This window comes from Flavobacterium sp. IC2-16 (assembly GCF_055521455.1).
In genome coordinates this window covers 354,694-371,078 of record NZ_CM145480.1, presented here as the reverse complement: position 1 = coordinate 371,078, position 16,385 = coordinate 354,694, and the positions used below count along the sequence as shown (strand labels likewise).

9 protein-coding genes are annotated in these 16,385 nt (G+C 35.3%); all 9 read left to right on the top strand.

Annotated elements, in window-relative coordinates; genetic code table 11:
* The first annotated feature begins 120 nt into the window (after positions 1–120).
* The 9 genes from ACZ1JT_RS01570 (at position 121) to secDF (ending at position 16,157) form a co-directional block, all read left to right on the top strand.
* Positions 121–3,135, top strand: a complete 3,015-nt coding sequence (locus tag ACZ1JT_RS01570) for a tetratricopeptide repeat protein (protein WP_465094416.1) — start codon at positions 121–123, stop codon at positions 3,133–3,135.
* Positions 3,136–3,167: 32 nt separating this feature from the next.
* Entirely contained in the window at positions 3,168–4,913 is a 1,746-nt protein-coding gene (locus tag ACZ1JT_RS01565; protein ID WP_465094415.1) for a TonB-dependent receptor, read from the top strand.
* 91 nt (positions 4,914–5,004) lie between these two features.
* Positions 5,005–5,454 carry a hypothetical protein gene (locus ACZ1JT_RS01560; RefSeq protein WP_465094414.1) on the top strand — a complete coding sequence of 150 codons (450 nt, stop codon included), beginning with the start codon at positions 5,005–5,007 and terminating at the stop codon, positions 5,452–5,454.
* 13 nt (positions 5,455–5,467) lie between these two features.
* A complete protein-coding gene (locus ACZ1JT_RS01555; protein WP_465094413.1) occupies positions 5,468–7,114 on the top strand; it encodes an amidohydrolase in 1,647 nt (548 codons plus the stop codon).
* Positions 7,115–7,327: 213 nt separating this feature from the next.
* Positions 7,328–8,950, top strand: a complete 1,623-nt coding sequence (asnB, locus tag ACZ1JT_RS01550) for an asparagine synthase B (protein ID WP_465094412.1) — start codon at positions 7,328–7,330, stop codon at positions 8,948–8,950.
* A 180-nt stretch (positions 8,951–9,130) separates the two neighbouring features.
* Complete coding sequence (gene gyrB / locus ACZ1JT_RS01545; protein ID WP_465094411.1) at positions 9,131–11,071, top strand: DNA topoisomerase (ATP-hydrolyzing) subunit B; 1,941 nt, start codon at positions 9,131–9,133, stop codon at positions 11,069–11,071.
* The gene (locus ACZ1JT_RS01540; RefSeq protein ID WP_465094410.1) at positions 11,007–12,074 is read left to right on the top strand and encodes a DUF6588 family protein; all 1,068 of its coding nucleotides are present in this window, start codon (positions 11,007–11,009) and stop codon (positions 12,072–12,074) included. Before gyrB ends, ACZ1JT_RS01540 begins: the two co-directional genes overlap by 65 nt.
* Positions 12,075–12,126: 52 nt before the next feature.
* The gene (mdh, locus tag ACZ1JT_RS01535; protein ID WP_465094409.1) at positions 12,127–13,062 is read left to right on the top strand and encodes a malate dehydrogenase; all 936 of its coding nucleotides are present in this window, start codon (positions 12,127–12,129) and stop codon (positions 13,060–13,062) included.
* A 134-nt stretch (positions 13,063–13,196) separates the two neighbouring features.
* Entirely contained in the window at positions 13,197–16,157 is a 2,961-nt protein-coding gene (gene secDF / locus ACZ1JT_RS01530) for a protein translocase subunit SecDF (RefSeq protein ID WP_465094408.1), read from the top strand.
* Positions 16,158–16,385: the final 228 nt, after the last annotated feature.

The following is a 16,385-nucleotide window of genomic DNA, read 5'->3' as shown; positions in this document are numbered from 1 at the left end:
TAATTTTCTGCGTTTAAAAATGGTTCAAAATTTGTTGAAAAGATATATAATAAACCCCAAAAACAACACGTTAATAAACTGGAGAAATTGATATATTTACATCTTTAAAAAGCCAAAATTATGCGAAAACTGAATAGGTTTCTATGTACCTCTCTCATTTTAAGTGCCCTAAATCTCTCTGCGCAACAGTCGAACATCTATACACACGAACTTACCGATTTCGACAAAGCCGTAGCTCTATATAACGACAAGCAATACCAAGCAGCTCAAATTTTGTTTGATCGCGTAAAATCGGTTAATCCAAACCAGGAAGTGAAATCCGATTGTGCGTACTATAGTGCTAATTGTGCGATTCGTTTGGAGCAGTCGGGTGCCGATACCATGATGGAAGAATTTGTTCAGAATTATCCAACTTCATCCAAACAAAATCAAGCGTTTATTGAAGTTGCGCATTATTATTTTGAGCAAGGAAACTATCCACAGGCTTTAAAATATTTTGAAAGGGTAGATGAGGGTTCTATGACAAATGACGAACGTGAAAAATTCAACTTTCAAAAAGGATACTGTTTCTTTTCTGCAAAAAATAAGAAAGAAGCCGAAAAATATTTCAATAAAGTAGTCAATTCTAAAGAATTTGGTTCTCAAGCAAAGTACTATTTAGGGTACATGGCGTATGAAACTGATAATTACAAAGAAGCGAATCAATATTTCGATCAGGTTCAGGATAAAGATAAGTACAAAGAGAAAATGTCTTATTTCCAAGCTGATATGAATTTCAAATTAGGAAATTTTCAAAAGGCTATCGAATTGGGTGTGCCGCAACTTTCTAAATCGAATGCCGAAGAAAAATCGGAATTGAATAAAATCATTGGAGAAAGTTATTTCAATTTAAAACAGTACGATAAAGCGCTTCCGTATTTGAAAGAATACCGAGGGAAAAAGGGAAAATGGAATAATACCGATTTCTACCAATTAGGGTATGCATATTATAAAGCAGGCGATTACGAGAATGCAATTGGGGAATTCAATAAAATCATTAACGGACAAGATGGTGTGGCTCAAAATGCATACTATCATCTTGGAGAAAGCTACTTGAAAGTAAATAAAAAACAAGAAGCTTTAAATGCGTTTAAAAATGCATCTGAAATGGAATTCGATTTGAAAATTCAAGAAGATGCACATTTAAACTATGCTAAATTGAGTTACGAAATTGGAAATCCATATCAAAGTGTTCCCGAAGTATTAACCGGTTATTTGAATAAATATCCTCAAACGGCTTACAAGCAAGAAATCGAAAACTTGTTGATTAATTCTTATATCACATCTAAAAATTATAAGGAAGCATTGACATTGTTAGAGAAAAATAAAAACCCTCAAAATCGTCAAGCGTATCAAAAAGTTGCCTTTTATAGAGGTTTAGAATTGTATACCGATGGTAGTTATGCTGATGCTCTTTCGTTATTCGATAAATCAATTCGTGAGCCAAGAGATCCGAAATTTACAGCAAGAGCAACTTTTTGGAAAGCAGAAACCGAGTATAATCTGGATAAATTTAGCGAAGCACTAATCAGTTTTAAACAATTCATGGGTTCCGATGAAGCTAAAAATACTCCGGAAGCTAAAAACGCCGATTACAACTTAGCGTATACTTATTTTAAATTGAAAGAATATGAAAATGCAGCACAGTATTTTCAAAATTATATTACAACCAATCCGTCCGATAAAATTCGTTTAAACGATGCGTATTTGCGCATGGGAGATAGTTATTTCGTTTCAACAAAATACTGGCCTGCCATGGATGCTTACAATAAAGCTATCGAATTAAAAAGTGTGGATGCGGATTATGCACATTTCCAAAAAGCAATTTCATATGGTTTTGTAGGTAAGAACGATAAGAAAATAGAAGATTTAAACGCTTTTATGAAAATGCATCCAAATTCAAAATATGCAGATGATGCTTTATATGAATTGGGTAACACCTATGTGAATCAAAATAATGTTGAGAAAGCTGTTGAAGCATACGACCGATTAATTGCAAATTACAAAGGAAGTTCTTATGCTTCAAAAGCAATTTTGCGTCAAGGTTTAGTGTATTACAATAACGATAAATCGGCTCAGGCTTTAACGAAATTCAAGAAAGTTGTGTCCGAATATCCAAGAACGGAAGAGTCTTTACAAGCGGTTCAAACAGCACGTTTGATTTATATGGATCAAGGTAAAGTAGATGAATATGCTGCTTGGGTTAAAACACTTGACTTTGTTGAGGTTTCTAATGCCGATTTGGATAACGATACCTATGAAGCTGCCGAAAAACAATATTTGCAAAACAATAGCAAACAGGCAATTTCTGGATTTAGCGGATATTTGGCTAACTTCCCGAATGGCTTACATGCTTTAAAAGCTAATTTCTATTTGGCGCAATTGTATTTTGCAGATGGTTTAGGTAACAATGCCGTTCCAAATTACGAATATGTAATTGGGAAATCCAGAAATGAATTCACTGAGCAATCGTTAGCTCGTTTGTGCGAAATTCATTTGAAAAACAAAGATTACGATAAAGCGATTCCAGTTCTAAAACGTTTAGAAGCCGAAGCCGATTTTCCTCAAAATATCACTTTTGCGCAATCCAATTTGATGAAGTCGTATTACGAACAGAAATCGTATTCAGAAGCGGTTATGTATGCTGATAAAGTATTAGCGAATGCGAAAGTTGACGATAAAATTAAAAGTGATGCGCAAATTATTGTAGCGCGTGCTGCAATAAAAACCAACGACGAAGCTAAGGCAAAAGAGGCTTATGCTAAACTGCAAAAAATTGCAAAAGGAGAATTAGCTGCCGAAGCACTGTATTATGATGCTTATTTCAAAAATAAAGAAGAAAAATTCGAAGCGTCTAACACTGCTGTTCAAAAACTGGCGAAAGATTATTCAGGATATAAATATTTTGGAGCTAAAGGGTTGATTGTAATGGCGAAAAACTTCTACGGATTGAAAGATAGTTTTCAAGCTACCTACATTTTGGAAAGTGTGATTAAAAACTTTGCGCAATATGAAGATGTTGTTGCCGAAGCACAAACCGAATTGGATATCATTAAAGGAGAAGAAGCCAAACGTAATTCATCCATTACAAACTAATTAACTATAAGCCATAATTAAAATTTAAAGAGATGAGTAAGACTTTCAAATATATAGTAGCCCTAAGTTTGTTTTTAACAGGATTACAAACCTACGCACAAAAGAAAGATGAAAATATCGGTACCGAAGTCGTAAACGTAGTTAAACCGTATACGCCAACAATATCTGATGCTTTCAAAGTAAAAGAAACGCCTGTTATTGATGACGAAACAAATGCCCAAAAGGAAGAAATCAAGTATAATATTTTTTCCTTCCCGGTAGCATCAACTTTTACACCAGCAAAAGGTAAAGCGGCAGGTGTCGATAAATCGGCTAAAGAAAAAATATTTAAAAATTATGCCACTTTAGGTGTTGGTAACTACGGGACTATAAATGGGGAGTTGTTCATTACAGAAAATTTGAGCAGTACCGATTATGTAGGCGGTATGTTACGTCATTTATCATCGCAAGGTGGAATAAAAGATGTTAAATTGGATGACAAATATTATAATACAGCACTCGATTTAACCTATGGAAGTCGTACGCGTGAAATAGATTGGAATGCCGATTTAGGATACAAACATCAATTGTATAATTGGTACGGATTGCCAACAGAATTTGTTGCTTTTACCGATGATGTTATTCAAAATATTAACGAACAACAAACCTACCAAACCATAACTCTAGGGGCTAAATTTGCACTAAAAGAAAGTTTTATGGATGAATCTTCCCTTCAATTTAAACGTTTTTGGGATTCTCACGGTTCACAGGAAAACCGATTTTTTGCTAAACCGGCTATAAAGTTTGAGGTAAACGATTTTAAATTTAAAACCGGATTTGTCGTTGATTATGTAGGTGGTAGCTTTGAAAAAGATTATTTCAATGCTGCAGATATTAGTTATTCTTATTTGAATTTCGGTGCACAACCTGCTATTTTGTTACAACAAGACGATTTATCTGTTCAGGCCGGAGCTGGTTTCTTTTACAGTTCAGGTAAATTCAATAATGAAACCGACGGTAAATTTTATATTTTTCCTCAAGTTAAGGCATCTTACAAGCTAGTTGGAGATATCATGATTGCTTATGCTGGCGCCGAAGGAACTTTAAAGCAAAACACATTTGCTGATTTTGTAGATGAAAATAAATTTGTTTCGCCTACGTTGGCAATTGGACCAACCAATCAGCAATATGATATTTATGTTGGGTTAAAAGGTAAATTAGCCAATACGGTTACTTTTAATGTTAGAGGTTCGTATTTAAAAGAAGAAGATCGTCCTTTCTTTGTTGCTAACCAATATGAAACTGCAAATACAAATCAGGAAGGGTATGTATACGGTAATTCATTTGGGTTGGTTTACGACGATTTAAAAACCATTAGTATTTTTGGTGAATTGAAAATGGATTTTTCAAAGAATGCTACGTTTGGTATAAACGGTACATTTAATAGTTATACGACCAATCAGGCCGAAGCTTGGAACTTGCCATCAATGAAAATAGCAGCTAATTTAGATGTCAACATAACACCAAAATGGTATGCTGGAACCTCAATTTTCTTTGTTGGAGAACGTAAAGATCAATTTTACTACAACGATATCTCATTGGTAGAACCGCTTACTAAAACGGTAACGTTAGACAGTTATTTCGACTTGAACGCGCATTTAGGTTACAAATACAACCAACGTTTAACAGGTTTCTTAAAGCTTAATAATATTGCCAATCAACAATACCAACGTTGGATGAATTACCCGGTTCAAGGGTTTCAATTCTTAATAGGAGCAAATTATAAATTCGATTTTTAAGAAAAGCTGCTAAGTTGCTAAGGGACTAAGATTTTAAATGAATCTTTAAACTCAGTGCCTTAGTTTCTATGTGTCTTAGAATCTTTTCAAAATGACATTCAAAGAAAAAATACGCCAACATCACATCACTTTATTACAAGATAAAATTGATGTGTACCGAGATATGATTTCGGGATTGGCAGATGATGCGCAAAATGATGCCAAAAGCTCGGCGGGTGATAAGCATGAAACCGCATTGTCGATGATGCATTTGGAACAAGAAAAATTGAGCGCCAAATTGCAGGAAGCAATTCATCTTAAAGAGGTTTTAACTAAAATTGATGTATCGTTCGAAAGTAAAAAAGTTGTCCTCGGAAGTTTAGTTACAGCAAACGGTTTGCAATTATTCATAAGCGCAGCATTGCCTAAATCTACTATTGAAGGTGTTTCGGTTTTAGCGCTTTCACCTCAATCGCCATTGGGCTCGCAATTAATGGGTAAAGAAGTTGGAGCTTTTGTGGAAGTAAACGGTTCAAAATTTACAATTACCAAAATAGACTAATTCGAATTATATAATGAAACTAAAATATATTTTCCTGCTTTTGATGTCGGTTTCGATTTTCGCACAGAAAAAACAAACAGCATTACCAAAGAAAAAAATCAAAGTCGATTTAATTGTTAAAAACGCAAAAGTTTATACGGTAAACAAAGTTTTTGAAATAGTGCAAGCCTTTGCGGTTCAAAACGGAAAGATTATTGAAATAGGCAATTCTTCAGTTTTTGAGAATTGGTACGTAGCCGATAAAACCATTGATGCTTCCGGGAAGTTTATTTACCCTGGTTTTTACGATGCTCATGCTCATTTTTATAACTTCGGATTAAGTCTTCAAAATGTTGATTTACGGGGTACTAAGAGCTTTGATGAGGTTGTTGCTAAAATAGTTGCTTTTCAGAAGGAAAGAAATCTAAATTACATTCAAGGTAGAGGCTGGGATCAAAACGATTGGGATGTAAAAGAGTTTCCATCTAAAGAACAACTCGATAAACTTTTTCCCAATACTCCAGTAGCAATTACCCGAATTGATGGTCATGCTTTGTTGGCTAATTCTAAAGCCTTGCAAATGGCTGGGATTACATCGAAAACAAGAGTTGAAGGTGGTGAAATTGAAATGAAAAACGGTAAGCTTACAGGCATTGTTATTGATAACCCGATGGAACTGATTTACAACAGCATTCCCAAACCATCGAAACAAATCCAGGTGGAAGCGCTGAAAGCTGCCGAAAGAGTAATGTTCGATTATGGGTTGACCACTATTAACGAAGCTGGTCTGGAGCGAGAAACTATCGATTTGATTGATAGTTTGCAACAGGAAAATCAACTAGATGTTAACATCTATGCTATGGCACTGGCTACTAAAGAAAATGTGGATTACTATACACAAATTGGGATTTATAAAACCGATAAATTAAATGTTCGTTCCTTTAAGTTTATGGGTGATGGTGCTTTAGGTTCTCGCGGAGCATGTTTGCATAAGCCGTATTCCGACAAACCAAAACATTTTGGAGCATTGCTGTCTCCAATTAAAGAAATACGCACAATAGCTTTGCAAATAGCTGATTCCGATTTTCAAATGAATACACATGCTATTGGAGATTCAACCAATAGTGTTTTGTTAAAAATTTATAAAGAAGTTCTAGATGGTAAACCTGATAGACGTTGGAAAATTGAACATGCTCAAATTATGCAGGAATCCGATTTTGATTATTTCAAATTAGGAATCATACCATCAGTACAACCTATACATGCTACATCCGATATGTATTGGGCTCAGGAGAGAGTGGGTAAGGAACGCATTAAAAATTCCTATGCGTATAAAAAAATGTTGGATAAGGCAGGGATGATTGCGCTAGGCACCGATTTTCCTATTGAAGAGGTTAACCCAATGTATACATTTTACGCAGCTGTAGCACGAAAAGATTTGAAAAAATATCCGGAAGGTGGTTTTCAGTCTGAAAATGCTTTAACCCGTGAAGAAACGCTAAAAGGAATGACCATTTGGGCCGCCTATTCTGATTTTGAAGAAAATGAAAAAGGTAGTCTTGAAGTTGGAAAATGGGCCGATTTTACCATTTTCGATGAAGATATAATGCAAATCGATATAGATAAAGTGCCCTTTATAAAACCTTTGCATACTTTTATTAAAGGAAAACAAGTTAAATAATTAAAATCCCAAGCATTTTGTTTGGGATTTTTCATAAAACGATGCTGTAAATTACAATTTGCAAGTAAAATATTCTTTTTCATATTCTTAATCTTATCTATTCTCTGTATTTTTTATTTATAGGTTGTAAATTATAAGTTATAAGCTGTTTAATATTTCATAATGAAATTTTATAACCCAATTTTGTTTAATAATAAAATTAAAAAAAAGATTATGTGCGGAATATTAGCGGTTATAGGTAAAGATGTTGATGTAGCAACAGTTAAGTTATTGTCTGAAAGAATGTCTCATCGCGGACCTGATGAAAGGGATGTGTATGTTTCTGAGACAGGGTATTGTTTAAGTCATGAACGTTTGTCGATTGTTGATTTAAGAACAGGGAAACAACCCATACAAGGAACATCAACGGCCTGGATGGTGCATAACGGAGAAATATATAACCACAAACATTTGCGTGATACTGTATTGAAGAATCATGTATTTCGTACCACTTCCGATTCTGAAGTTATTGTCCATTTATTTGAAGAGTTTGGCTATGATTTTTGCGATAAACTTGACGGAATTTTTGCATTTGTAGTCATTGATGGTGAGGATTTTATGGCAGGACGCGATCCGCTAGGGGTTAAACCATTGTATTACGGTTCTGATGAAACGGGACGTATGTATTTTGCTTCCGAAATGAAAGCGCTATCCGACCAATGCGTAACTTTTGAAGCCTTTCCTCCAGGATATTATTATACACCAAGTACAGGTTTTGTGAAATATTATCAACCTAAATGGGAAGATGAAACTTTGGCCGTTGAAAAATTGGATTTGACTTTGCTTCGCGAAAAGTTAACTCAAGCCGTTGATAAAAGATTAATGAGTGATGTGCCGGTTGGTGTTTTACTTTCTGGAGGTTTAGATTCTTCGGTTATAGCTTCTATTGCTTCAAGATTGCTTCAAGAGAAAGGGCAAAATACCTTGCATTCATTTTCTATTGGACTTGATGCGATGGCTCCCGATGCACTTGCGGCTCGCGAAGTGGCTGATTTTTTGGGTACAGAACATCATGAAATTCACTTTACGATTGAAGAAGGTATTTCAATCTTAGAAAAACTTATTTGGCATCTGGAAACCTACGATGTGACGTCTATTCGTGCAAGTACACCTATGTATTTTCTTTCTAAAGCAATAACTGAACGAGGTATAAAAGTGGTTCTTTCTGGTGAAGGTTCAGATGAAATTTTTGGTGGGTATTTGTATTTCAGAAATGCACCAAGTGAATCCGATTTCCATAAAGAAACGATTGAGCGTGTTCAGCGTTTGTCGACAGCCGATTTATTGCGTGCGGACAAATCAACTATGGCTCATGGTTTGGAGGCTAGGGTTCCGTTTTTAGATAAAGCATTTTTGGAGACCGCTATCAAAATTCAGCCTTTTGAAAAAATGCCTAAAACATACAATGGTGTTGAAAAATATATTTTGCGTAAAGCATTTGATACTCCCGAAAAACCATATTTGCCTGAAAGTGTTTTGTGGCGTCAAAAAGAGCAGTTTTCAGATGGTGTTGGCTATAGTTGGATCGATACGCTAATCGAATATTGTTCTGCAGAAGTAACCGATGAGCAATTGGAACATGCCGCTGTAGAATTTCCATATAACACACCAACTACAAAGGAAGCGTATTTTTATCGTGTTATTTTTCATAAATTTTTTCCGCAAGAAAGTGCAGCGAAAACAGTTCGAAAATGGATACCGAAGTGGCAAAAAAATCAAGACCCAAGCGGAAGGGCTAATACAGCACATATAAATGCAGATGTAGCAATTGCAGCTACTGAAAATACAATTGCATAGTTTAATGTGATTAGTTTGTTTGTTGAAAGGCGTTATCGTTTGATAACGCTTTTTTTGTGGAAAACATTCGTATTTTGTTGATAACTTACCTGTTAATAGGCTGTGTTTTTGACTCATAATCGTCATCGATTTTATATATTTGCTCGTTAGACATTTTATTACACATTCAGAAGATAAATTATGAGCGAAGAAGTAAAAAAGAGCAATTATTCGGCAGACAGCATTCAGGCACTTGAAGGAATGGAGCATGTTAGAATGCGACCTTCAATGTATATTGGTGATACGGGAGTAAGAGGTCTTCATCACCTTGTATATGAAGTAGTGGATAACTCTATTGATGAGGCATTAGCCGGACATTGTGATACTATTACTGTTTGCATTAATGAAGATAATTCCATAACTGTTGAAGATAACGGACGAGGAATTCCTGTTGACATGCACAAAAAAGAAGGTGTTTCTGCCCTTGAGGTAGTTATGACGAAAATTGGTGCAGGTGGTAAATTCGATAAAGATTCGTATAAAGTTTCCGGAGGTTTACACGGGGTTGGTGTATCGTGTGTTAACGCTTTGTCAGATCATTTAAAAGCTACGGTTTTTAGAGATGGTAAAGTGTATGAACAAGAGTATGAAAGAGGAAAAGCAATGTATCCTGTTAAACAAACAGGAGAAACCGATAAAAGAGGTACTACGGTTTGGTTTAAACCTGATGGAACTATTTTTACACAAACCTTAGAGTATTCATATGATACGTTGGCTGCTCGTATGCGTGAGTTGGCCTTTTTGAATAAAGGAATTACAATTACGCTTACCGATAGAAGAGAAACGGATAAAGACGGGAATTATGTGGGAGAGACCTTTCATTCGAAAGAAGGTTTGAAGGAATTTGTTAAGTTTTTAGATGGAAATCGTGTGCCAATCATCGGACATGTAATTAGCATGGAAAATGAAAAAGGTGAGATTCCAGTTGAAGTAGCTTTAATTTATAATGATAGTTATTCTGAGAATATTTTCTCATATGTAAATAACATTAACACACACGAAGGAGGTACGCATTTGCAAGGTTTCCGTATGGGATTAACTCGTACTTTGAAGAAATATGCAGATGCTTCTGGTTTGTTGGATAAATTGAAATTTGAAATTTCCGGAGATGACTTCCGTGAAGGTTTAACAGCAATTATTTCGGTAAAAGTGGCTGAGCCTCAGTTTGAAGGACAGACTAAAACCAAATTAGGAAACAGAGAGGTGGTTTCACCGGTTTCTCAAGCGGTTGCCGAAATGTTGGAAAACTATTTAGAGGAAAATCCAAACGATGCTAAAATTATCGTTCAGAAGGTTATTTTGGCAGCGCAAGCCCGTCATGCCGCTAAAAAAGCGCGTGAAATGGTGCAACGTAAAACCGTTATGGGTGGCGGTGGATTACCTGGAAAACTATCAGATTGTTCTGAGCAGGATCCGGCAAAATGTGAAGTATTCCTTGTCGAGGGTGACTCGGCGGGTGGAACCGCAAAACAAGGTCGTGATCGTGCATTCCAAGCGATTATGCCATTACGTGGTAAGATTTTGAATGTAGAAAAAGCGATGCATCATAAAGTGTTTGAAAACGAAGAAATTCGTAACATTTTCACGGCTTTAGGTGTTACCATCGGAACTGAAGAAGATAGCAAAGCATTAAATTTAGAGAAATTACGTTATCATAAAGTGGTTATCATGTGTGATGCCGATGTCGATGGTAGTCACATTTCTACTTTAATTTTGACTTTCTTTTTCCGTTACATGAAAGAGTTGATTGAAAACGGTTATGTATATATAGCAACTCCGCCATTGTATATGGTTAAGAAAGGAAATAAGAAAGAATATGCTTGGACCGATGCGCAACGTGATGAGATTTCTGAACGTATGGGTGGAGGAACAAATATCCAACGTTATAAAGGTCTTGGAGAGATGAACGCGGAGCAATTGTGGGAAACTACTATGAATCCGGAGTTTAGAACTTTACGACAAGTAGGAATCGATAGTCTAGCTGAAGCGGATCGTGTGTTTTCTATGTTGATGGGAGATGAGGTTCCGCCTCGTAGAGAATTTATCGAGAAAAATGCTGCTTACGCAAAAATTGATGCCTAATAGTAGGTTAATACTGAGTTTGTTTTTTGTGCTGACTTGTTTAAGTCAACAAACGTATGCGCAATCTCAACAAGCTTTGGAAGACATTGGTAATCTGTTGAATGATGCTATTTTGTTTTCTGACAAATACATTACCCCAGCTACCGATGCCGCTGTATATCAAGCGGCATCGGGTTGGGTTTCTTCTCCCAAGAAAAGGGATTTGTGGGATGTAACTTTAGGGGTTCATACCAATTTATTTGTGGTTCCCAATCGGGATCGAAGTTTTCAAATTAAAAACTCGGATTTTACTTTTTTTCAAATTGAAGGTGCTTCATCTGCAACTGTGCCAACGGCATTAGGTAATGATAATCAAGTATATTTAACAGGTGATTTGGATGGTGAAACAATCCGACTAAAGACACCAGAAGGGGTTAATCAACAAACAATTTTTTATCCGTATTTACAAGGCTCGTTAAGTGTTTGGTATGGAACCGAAGTCTTGGTTAAATTTTCTCCTAAAACTAAATTAAAGAAAGGGGATTATCAGGTTTATGGTTTCGGATTGAAACATAACTTAAGTCAGTATTTTAAAGGTTTGGAATCGAAAAAAATACATTTGGCAGCTACGGCTTTGTATTCTAAAGAAGATATAAGTTTTGATTTTATCAGTATTCCAACACAATATGGAAGTTTGGGAATTAACCAATTAAACGGATTGGTTGATACTTGGCAATTTCAGATAAATGCTTCAAAAGAATATAAAAACTTTGAAGTGATGGGCGGACTAATTGCTAACGTAAGTCATTTTAAATACAAAGTAGGTGGCGAAAAAGGCGAAATTGAAAATGTAATTCCGTTACAAGAAATTTTAAATAAAAAATTAGAAGAAATATATAAGACCAAAACGAATCTGTTGGGAGAAATATCGGGGAGGTACCAAATCAAAAAGTTTTACCTGCAATCGGTAATTGGTTTCGGTAAATTTGTTAACACGAATTTTTCTGTCCAATATGAATTTTAATTGTATTATATTTATAACCTTAAATTAACCATTTCAAAAATTATATAGTATTATGAAAGTAACTATAGTGGGTGCCGGTAACGTAGGTGCCACTTGTGCAGACGTAATTTCATACAGAGGAATTGCAAGTGAGGTAGTTTTGTTGGATATCAAAGAAGGTTTTGCGGAAGGTAAAGCTATGGATATTTCTCAATGTGCAACAACTACAGGATTTAACACAAGAGTGTCGGGAAGTACAAATGATTATGCTAAAACTGCAGGAAGTGATGTAGTAGTAATTACATCAGGAATTCCAAGAAAACCAGGAATGACTCGTGAAGAGTTAATTGGTATTAACGCAGGGATTGTAAAATCGGTTGCCGATAATGTTTTACAACATTCTCCAAACGCAATTATTGTGGTGGTATCTAATCCAATGGATACTATGACATATTTAACATTGAAAGCAACGGGATTGCCTAAAAACAGAATCATCGGAATGGGTGGTGCTTTAGATAGTTCTCGTTTTAAATATTATTTATCAAAAGCATTGAACAAACCATCTAACGACGTTGATGGAATGGTAATTGGAGGTCACGGTGATACAACGATGATTCCTTTAACTCGTTTAGCTTCATATTGCGGAACTCCGGTTTCAACGTATTTGTCGCAAGAAGAGATGGATAAAGTGGCTGCCGATACTATGGTAGGTGGTGCAACTTTAACAGGATTGTTAGGTACTTCTGCATGGTATGCGCCTGGTGCATCTGTGGCATATTTAGTAGATAGTATTTTAAATGATCAACGTAAAATGATTCCTTGTTCGGTATTGTTAGAAGGTGAATACGGTCAAGAAGATATCTGTTTAGGAGTACCATGTATTATCGGTAAAAACGGAATCGAATCTATTGTAGATATCAAATTAAATGATGCTGAAAAAGCATTGTTTGCGAAAAGTGCTGACGCAGTTCGCGCCATGAATGGTGATTTGAAATCCGTTTTAGCATAGCCTTTATTTAAATAGCACAAAAAGACTGCTTTTGGCAGTCTTTTTTTTGATATAATTAAGAAATAAATTGGTAAATAGTATTGTAAAGTATATATTTGCTCGTTTTTGAAAAAAATAATTAATTTTTAGTAATAATGCAGAATAAAGGACTCATTAAATTTTTTGCAATTATATTTGCATTGGTAAGTATTTACCAACTTTCCTTCACATTTGTTACCAATAATATAGAGGATAAAGCTAAAGCTTTTGCTAATGGTGATTCTAAAAAAGAATTGGCCTATTTAGACTCTATGGGTAGAGAGAAAGTGTTTTTAGGATACACTTTTAAAGAAGTAAGGGAAAAACAAATTAACAAAGGTCTGGATCTTGAAGGAGGTATTAACGTAACTCTTCAAATCTCAATTAAAGACGTGTTAAAAGGATTGGCAAACAATTCTAAAAATCCAGTTTTCAATCAGGCTTTAGCTGAAGCAACAAAAAACAGAGAAGGTAACCAAGATTATTTGGATGCGTTCTTTATTGCTTTTGATAAAGTATCTAACGGTTCAATAAAATTATCGTCTCCTGAAATTTTCTCAAATAGAAATCTTACTGAGATTAATTTTAAAATGTCTGATGCTGAAGTAAAACCAATCTTAAAAAGAAAAGTTGCAGAATCAGTTGAAAGTGCATTTAACGTATTACGTGAGCGTATTGATAAATTTGGTGTAACACAACCGAATATTCAAAAAATTGGAGAGTCTGGAAGAATTTTAGTAGAATTACCGGGTGCAAAAGATGTAGACCGTATTACTAAATTATTACAAAGTACTGCACAATTAGAATTTTGGGAAGCTTATAAAGTTGAAGAAATTGGAAACTTTATCTTAGCAGCTAATGAGGCTTTGAAAAAAACTGAAAAACCAGTTGTTGAGAAAGAAGCTCCTAAAACATCTCAAATCGATTCGTTATTAACCGGTAGCGCTGCAAAAGATACTACAGCTGCTGCTTTGGCTGCGAACAATCCTTTACTTGGATTAGTTAAAGGTGGTGGTCAGCAAGGCGGACCGGTTTTAGCATATTTTAATCCAAAAGATACTGCTAAAGTTAACGGATACTTAAAAAGAGAAGAGATTCGTAATTTATTACCTGCTGAACAACGTTTTGCACGTTTTGTATGGGGTAAAGTAAATCCTAAAACTCCAGATGTAGTTGAGTTATATGCTTTAAAAACAAACCGTGATGGAGTTCCACCTTTAAGTGGTGGTGTAATTACCGATGCTTCTGAGTCATTCGACCAAATGGGAAGACCATCAGTAACCATGCAAATGAATGCAACGGGTGCTAAAACTTGGGAAGAACTTACTGGAAAAGCTTTTAGAGAAAGAAGTAATATCGCTATTGTTTTGGATAATATTGTGTACTCTGCTCCTGGAGTATCTACTGGTCCAATTGCAGGTGGTCGTTCTGAAATTTCAGGGGTATTTGATATCGCTGAAACAAAAGATTTAGCTAATATTTTGAGAGCTGGAAAATTACCAGCTTCTGCAGAAATTGTACAAAAAGAAGTTGTTGGTCCATCTTTGGGTCAAGAATCAATTGATAACGGTATTTTATCATCTGTTGTAGGAATGATTTTAGTTTGTTTCTGGATGGTATTTTACTATGGTAGAGCAGGTTGGTATGCTAACGTGGCTTTGATTGTTAACTTGTTGTTCTTATTTGGAGTATTGGCAAGTTTAGGTGCTGTATTAACATTACCGGGTATTGCGGGTATCGTTTTAACAATGGGTACTGCCGTAGATGCTAACATCATTATTTATGAGCGAGCGAAAGAAGAATTACGTCACGGGCATTCGTTGGCCGATTCAGTTATAACTTCTTATAGCTGGAAAGGTGCTATGCGCGCTATTATCGATGCTAACGTTACTCACGTATTAACAGGTTTAATCCTTTTCATTTTTGGAACAGGACCAATTAAAGGTTTTGCTACAACATTGTTGATCGGTATTTTTACCTCATTATTTACTGCAATTTTCATCGCTAGAATGTTCATCGATAGAGATATTGCTGCTGGTAGATCATTAATGTTCTCAACGAATATTACTAAAAATTGGTTTACTAACTTCCATTTCGACTTTATTAAAGTGAAGAAATTTACTTATATCTTCTCTTCATTGGTGGTTGTTGTTAGTTGTATTTCATTCTATATTAATGGATTAGATGAAGGTGTGGATTTTGTTGGAGGTAGAACGTTCCAAGTGAAATTCGAAAAACCGGTTGTTCCAACTGAAGTTTCAGACGAATTATCAAAAGTTTTTGGTGTTAACGTAGAGGTTAAAGAGTTTGGTAACCCAAGCCAAATGCGTATCATCACCAAATATAAAGTGCAAGAAGATGGAGTAGGAGTTGATAAAGAAGTTAATGAAAAATTATACGAAGGTTTAAAAGGACGTTATTCTAAGGCTATTTCTTACGAAGATTTTACTAACATTTATGAAGGTAAAAAATTAGGTGTGGTTCAATCATCTAAAGTAAGTGCAACAGTTTCCGATGATATCAAAACAAACTCATACTGGGCTGTAATTGGTGCTATGTTAGTTGTTGGATTGTACTTGGTTGTATCTTTCCGTAAATGGCAGTATTCTTTAGGAGCTATTGCTGCTGTAGCGCACGATGTTATTTTCGTATTAGGTGCATATTCGTTATTGTATAAGTTCATGCCATTCCATATGGAAATGGATCAGCACTTTATCGCTGCTATCCTTACCGTTATTGGTTACTCTATGAACGATACCGTAATTGTATTCGACCGTATTCGTGAGTTTATCGCAGGTAACACTAAAGGTGATTTCAATAAAATTGTAAACGATTCAGTTAATACAACGTTATCAAGAACAATCAATACATCATTAACCATGATTTTAGTATTATCAATCATGTTTGTTTTTGGTGGTGAGTCAATCCGTGGATTTATCTTTGCGATGTTAATAGGTATTATTATTGGTACATATTCATCTCTATTCTTAGCTACACCGGTATTGGTAGACAGTATGCCAAAATCGGATAAGAAAGAAGTAGAAAGACTTCACGAAGAAGCAAATAAAGAAGCTTAATAGTATAAGTTTTAAATATAGAAAAGCTGTCCAGTAATGGGCAGCTTTTTTTTGTTTTGTACAGCATGGTTTTGGCTGGTTTGTGTTAGTATTTCCTGCCATTCACTACAATCTGCTAAGGCTGGATTTTCGTTGCTGTCAGGAGTAGAAGTAAACCATTTTAGTATCGGTTAAGTTTGGTTCTATGCCATGAAGGAACCTAGAGTTTACTCCATAAAAAAAAAGACT

What these genes read in the sequence shown, in the direction of transcription:
- ACZ1JT_RS01570 (WP_465094416.1), top strand. Translation starts at nt 121, where the DNA reads ATGCGAAAACTGAATAGGTTTCTATGTACCTCTCTCATTTTAAGTGCC.
- ACZ1JT_RS01565 (WP_465094415.1), top strand. Translation starts at nt 3,168, where the DNA reads ATGAGTAAGACTTTCAAATATATAGTAGCCCTAAGTTTGTTTTTAACA.
- ACZ1JT_RS01560 (WP_465094414.1), top strand. Translation starts at nt 5,005, where the DNA reads ATGACATTCAAAGAAAAAATACGCCAACATCACATCACTTTATTACAA.
- ACZ1JT_RS01555 (WP_465094413.1), top strand. Translation starts at nt 5,468, where the DNA reads ATGAAACTAAAATATATTTTCCTGCTTTTGATGTCGGTTTCGATTTTC.
- asnB (WP_465094412.1), top strand. Translation starts at nt 7,328, where the DNA reads ATGTGCGGAATATTAGCGGTTATAGGTAAAGATGTTGATGTAGCAACA.
- gyrB (WP_465094411.1), top strand. Translation starts at nt 9,131, where the DNA reads ATGAGCGAAGAAGTAAAAAAGAGCAATTATTCGGCAGACAGCATTCAG.
- ACZ1JT_RS01540 (WP_465094410.1), top strand. Translation starts at nt 11,007, where the DNA reads ATGAGGTTCCGCCTCGTAGAGAATTTATCGAGAAAAATGCTGCTTACG.
- mdh (WP_465094409.1), top strand. Translation starts at nt 12,127, where the DNA reads ATGAAAGTAACTATAGTGGGTGCCGGTAACGTAGGTGCCACTTGTGCA.
- secDF (WP_465094408.1), top strand. Translation starts at nt 13,197, where the DNA reads ATGCAGAATAAAGGACTCATTAAATTTTTTGCAATTATATTTGCATTG.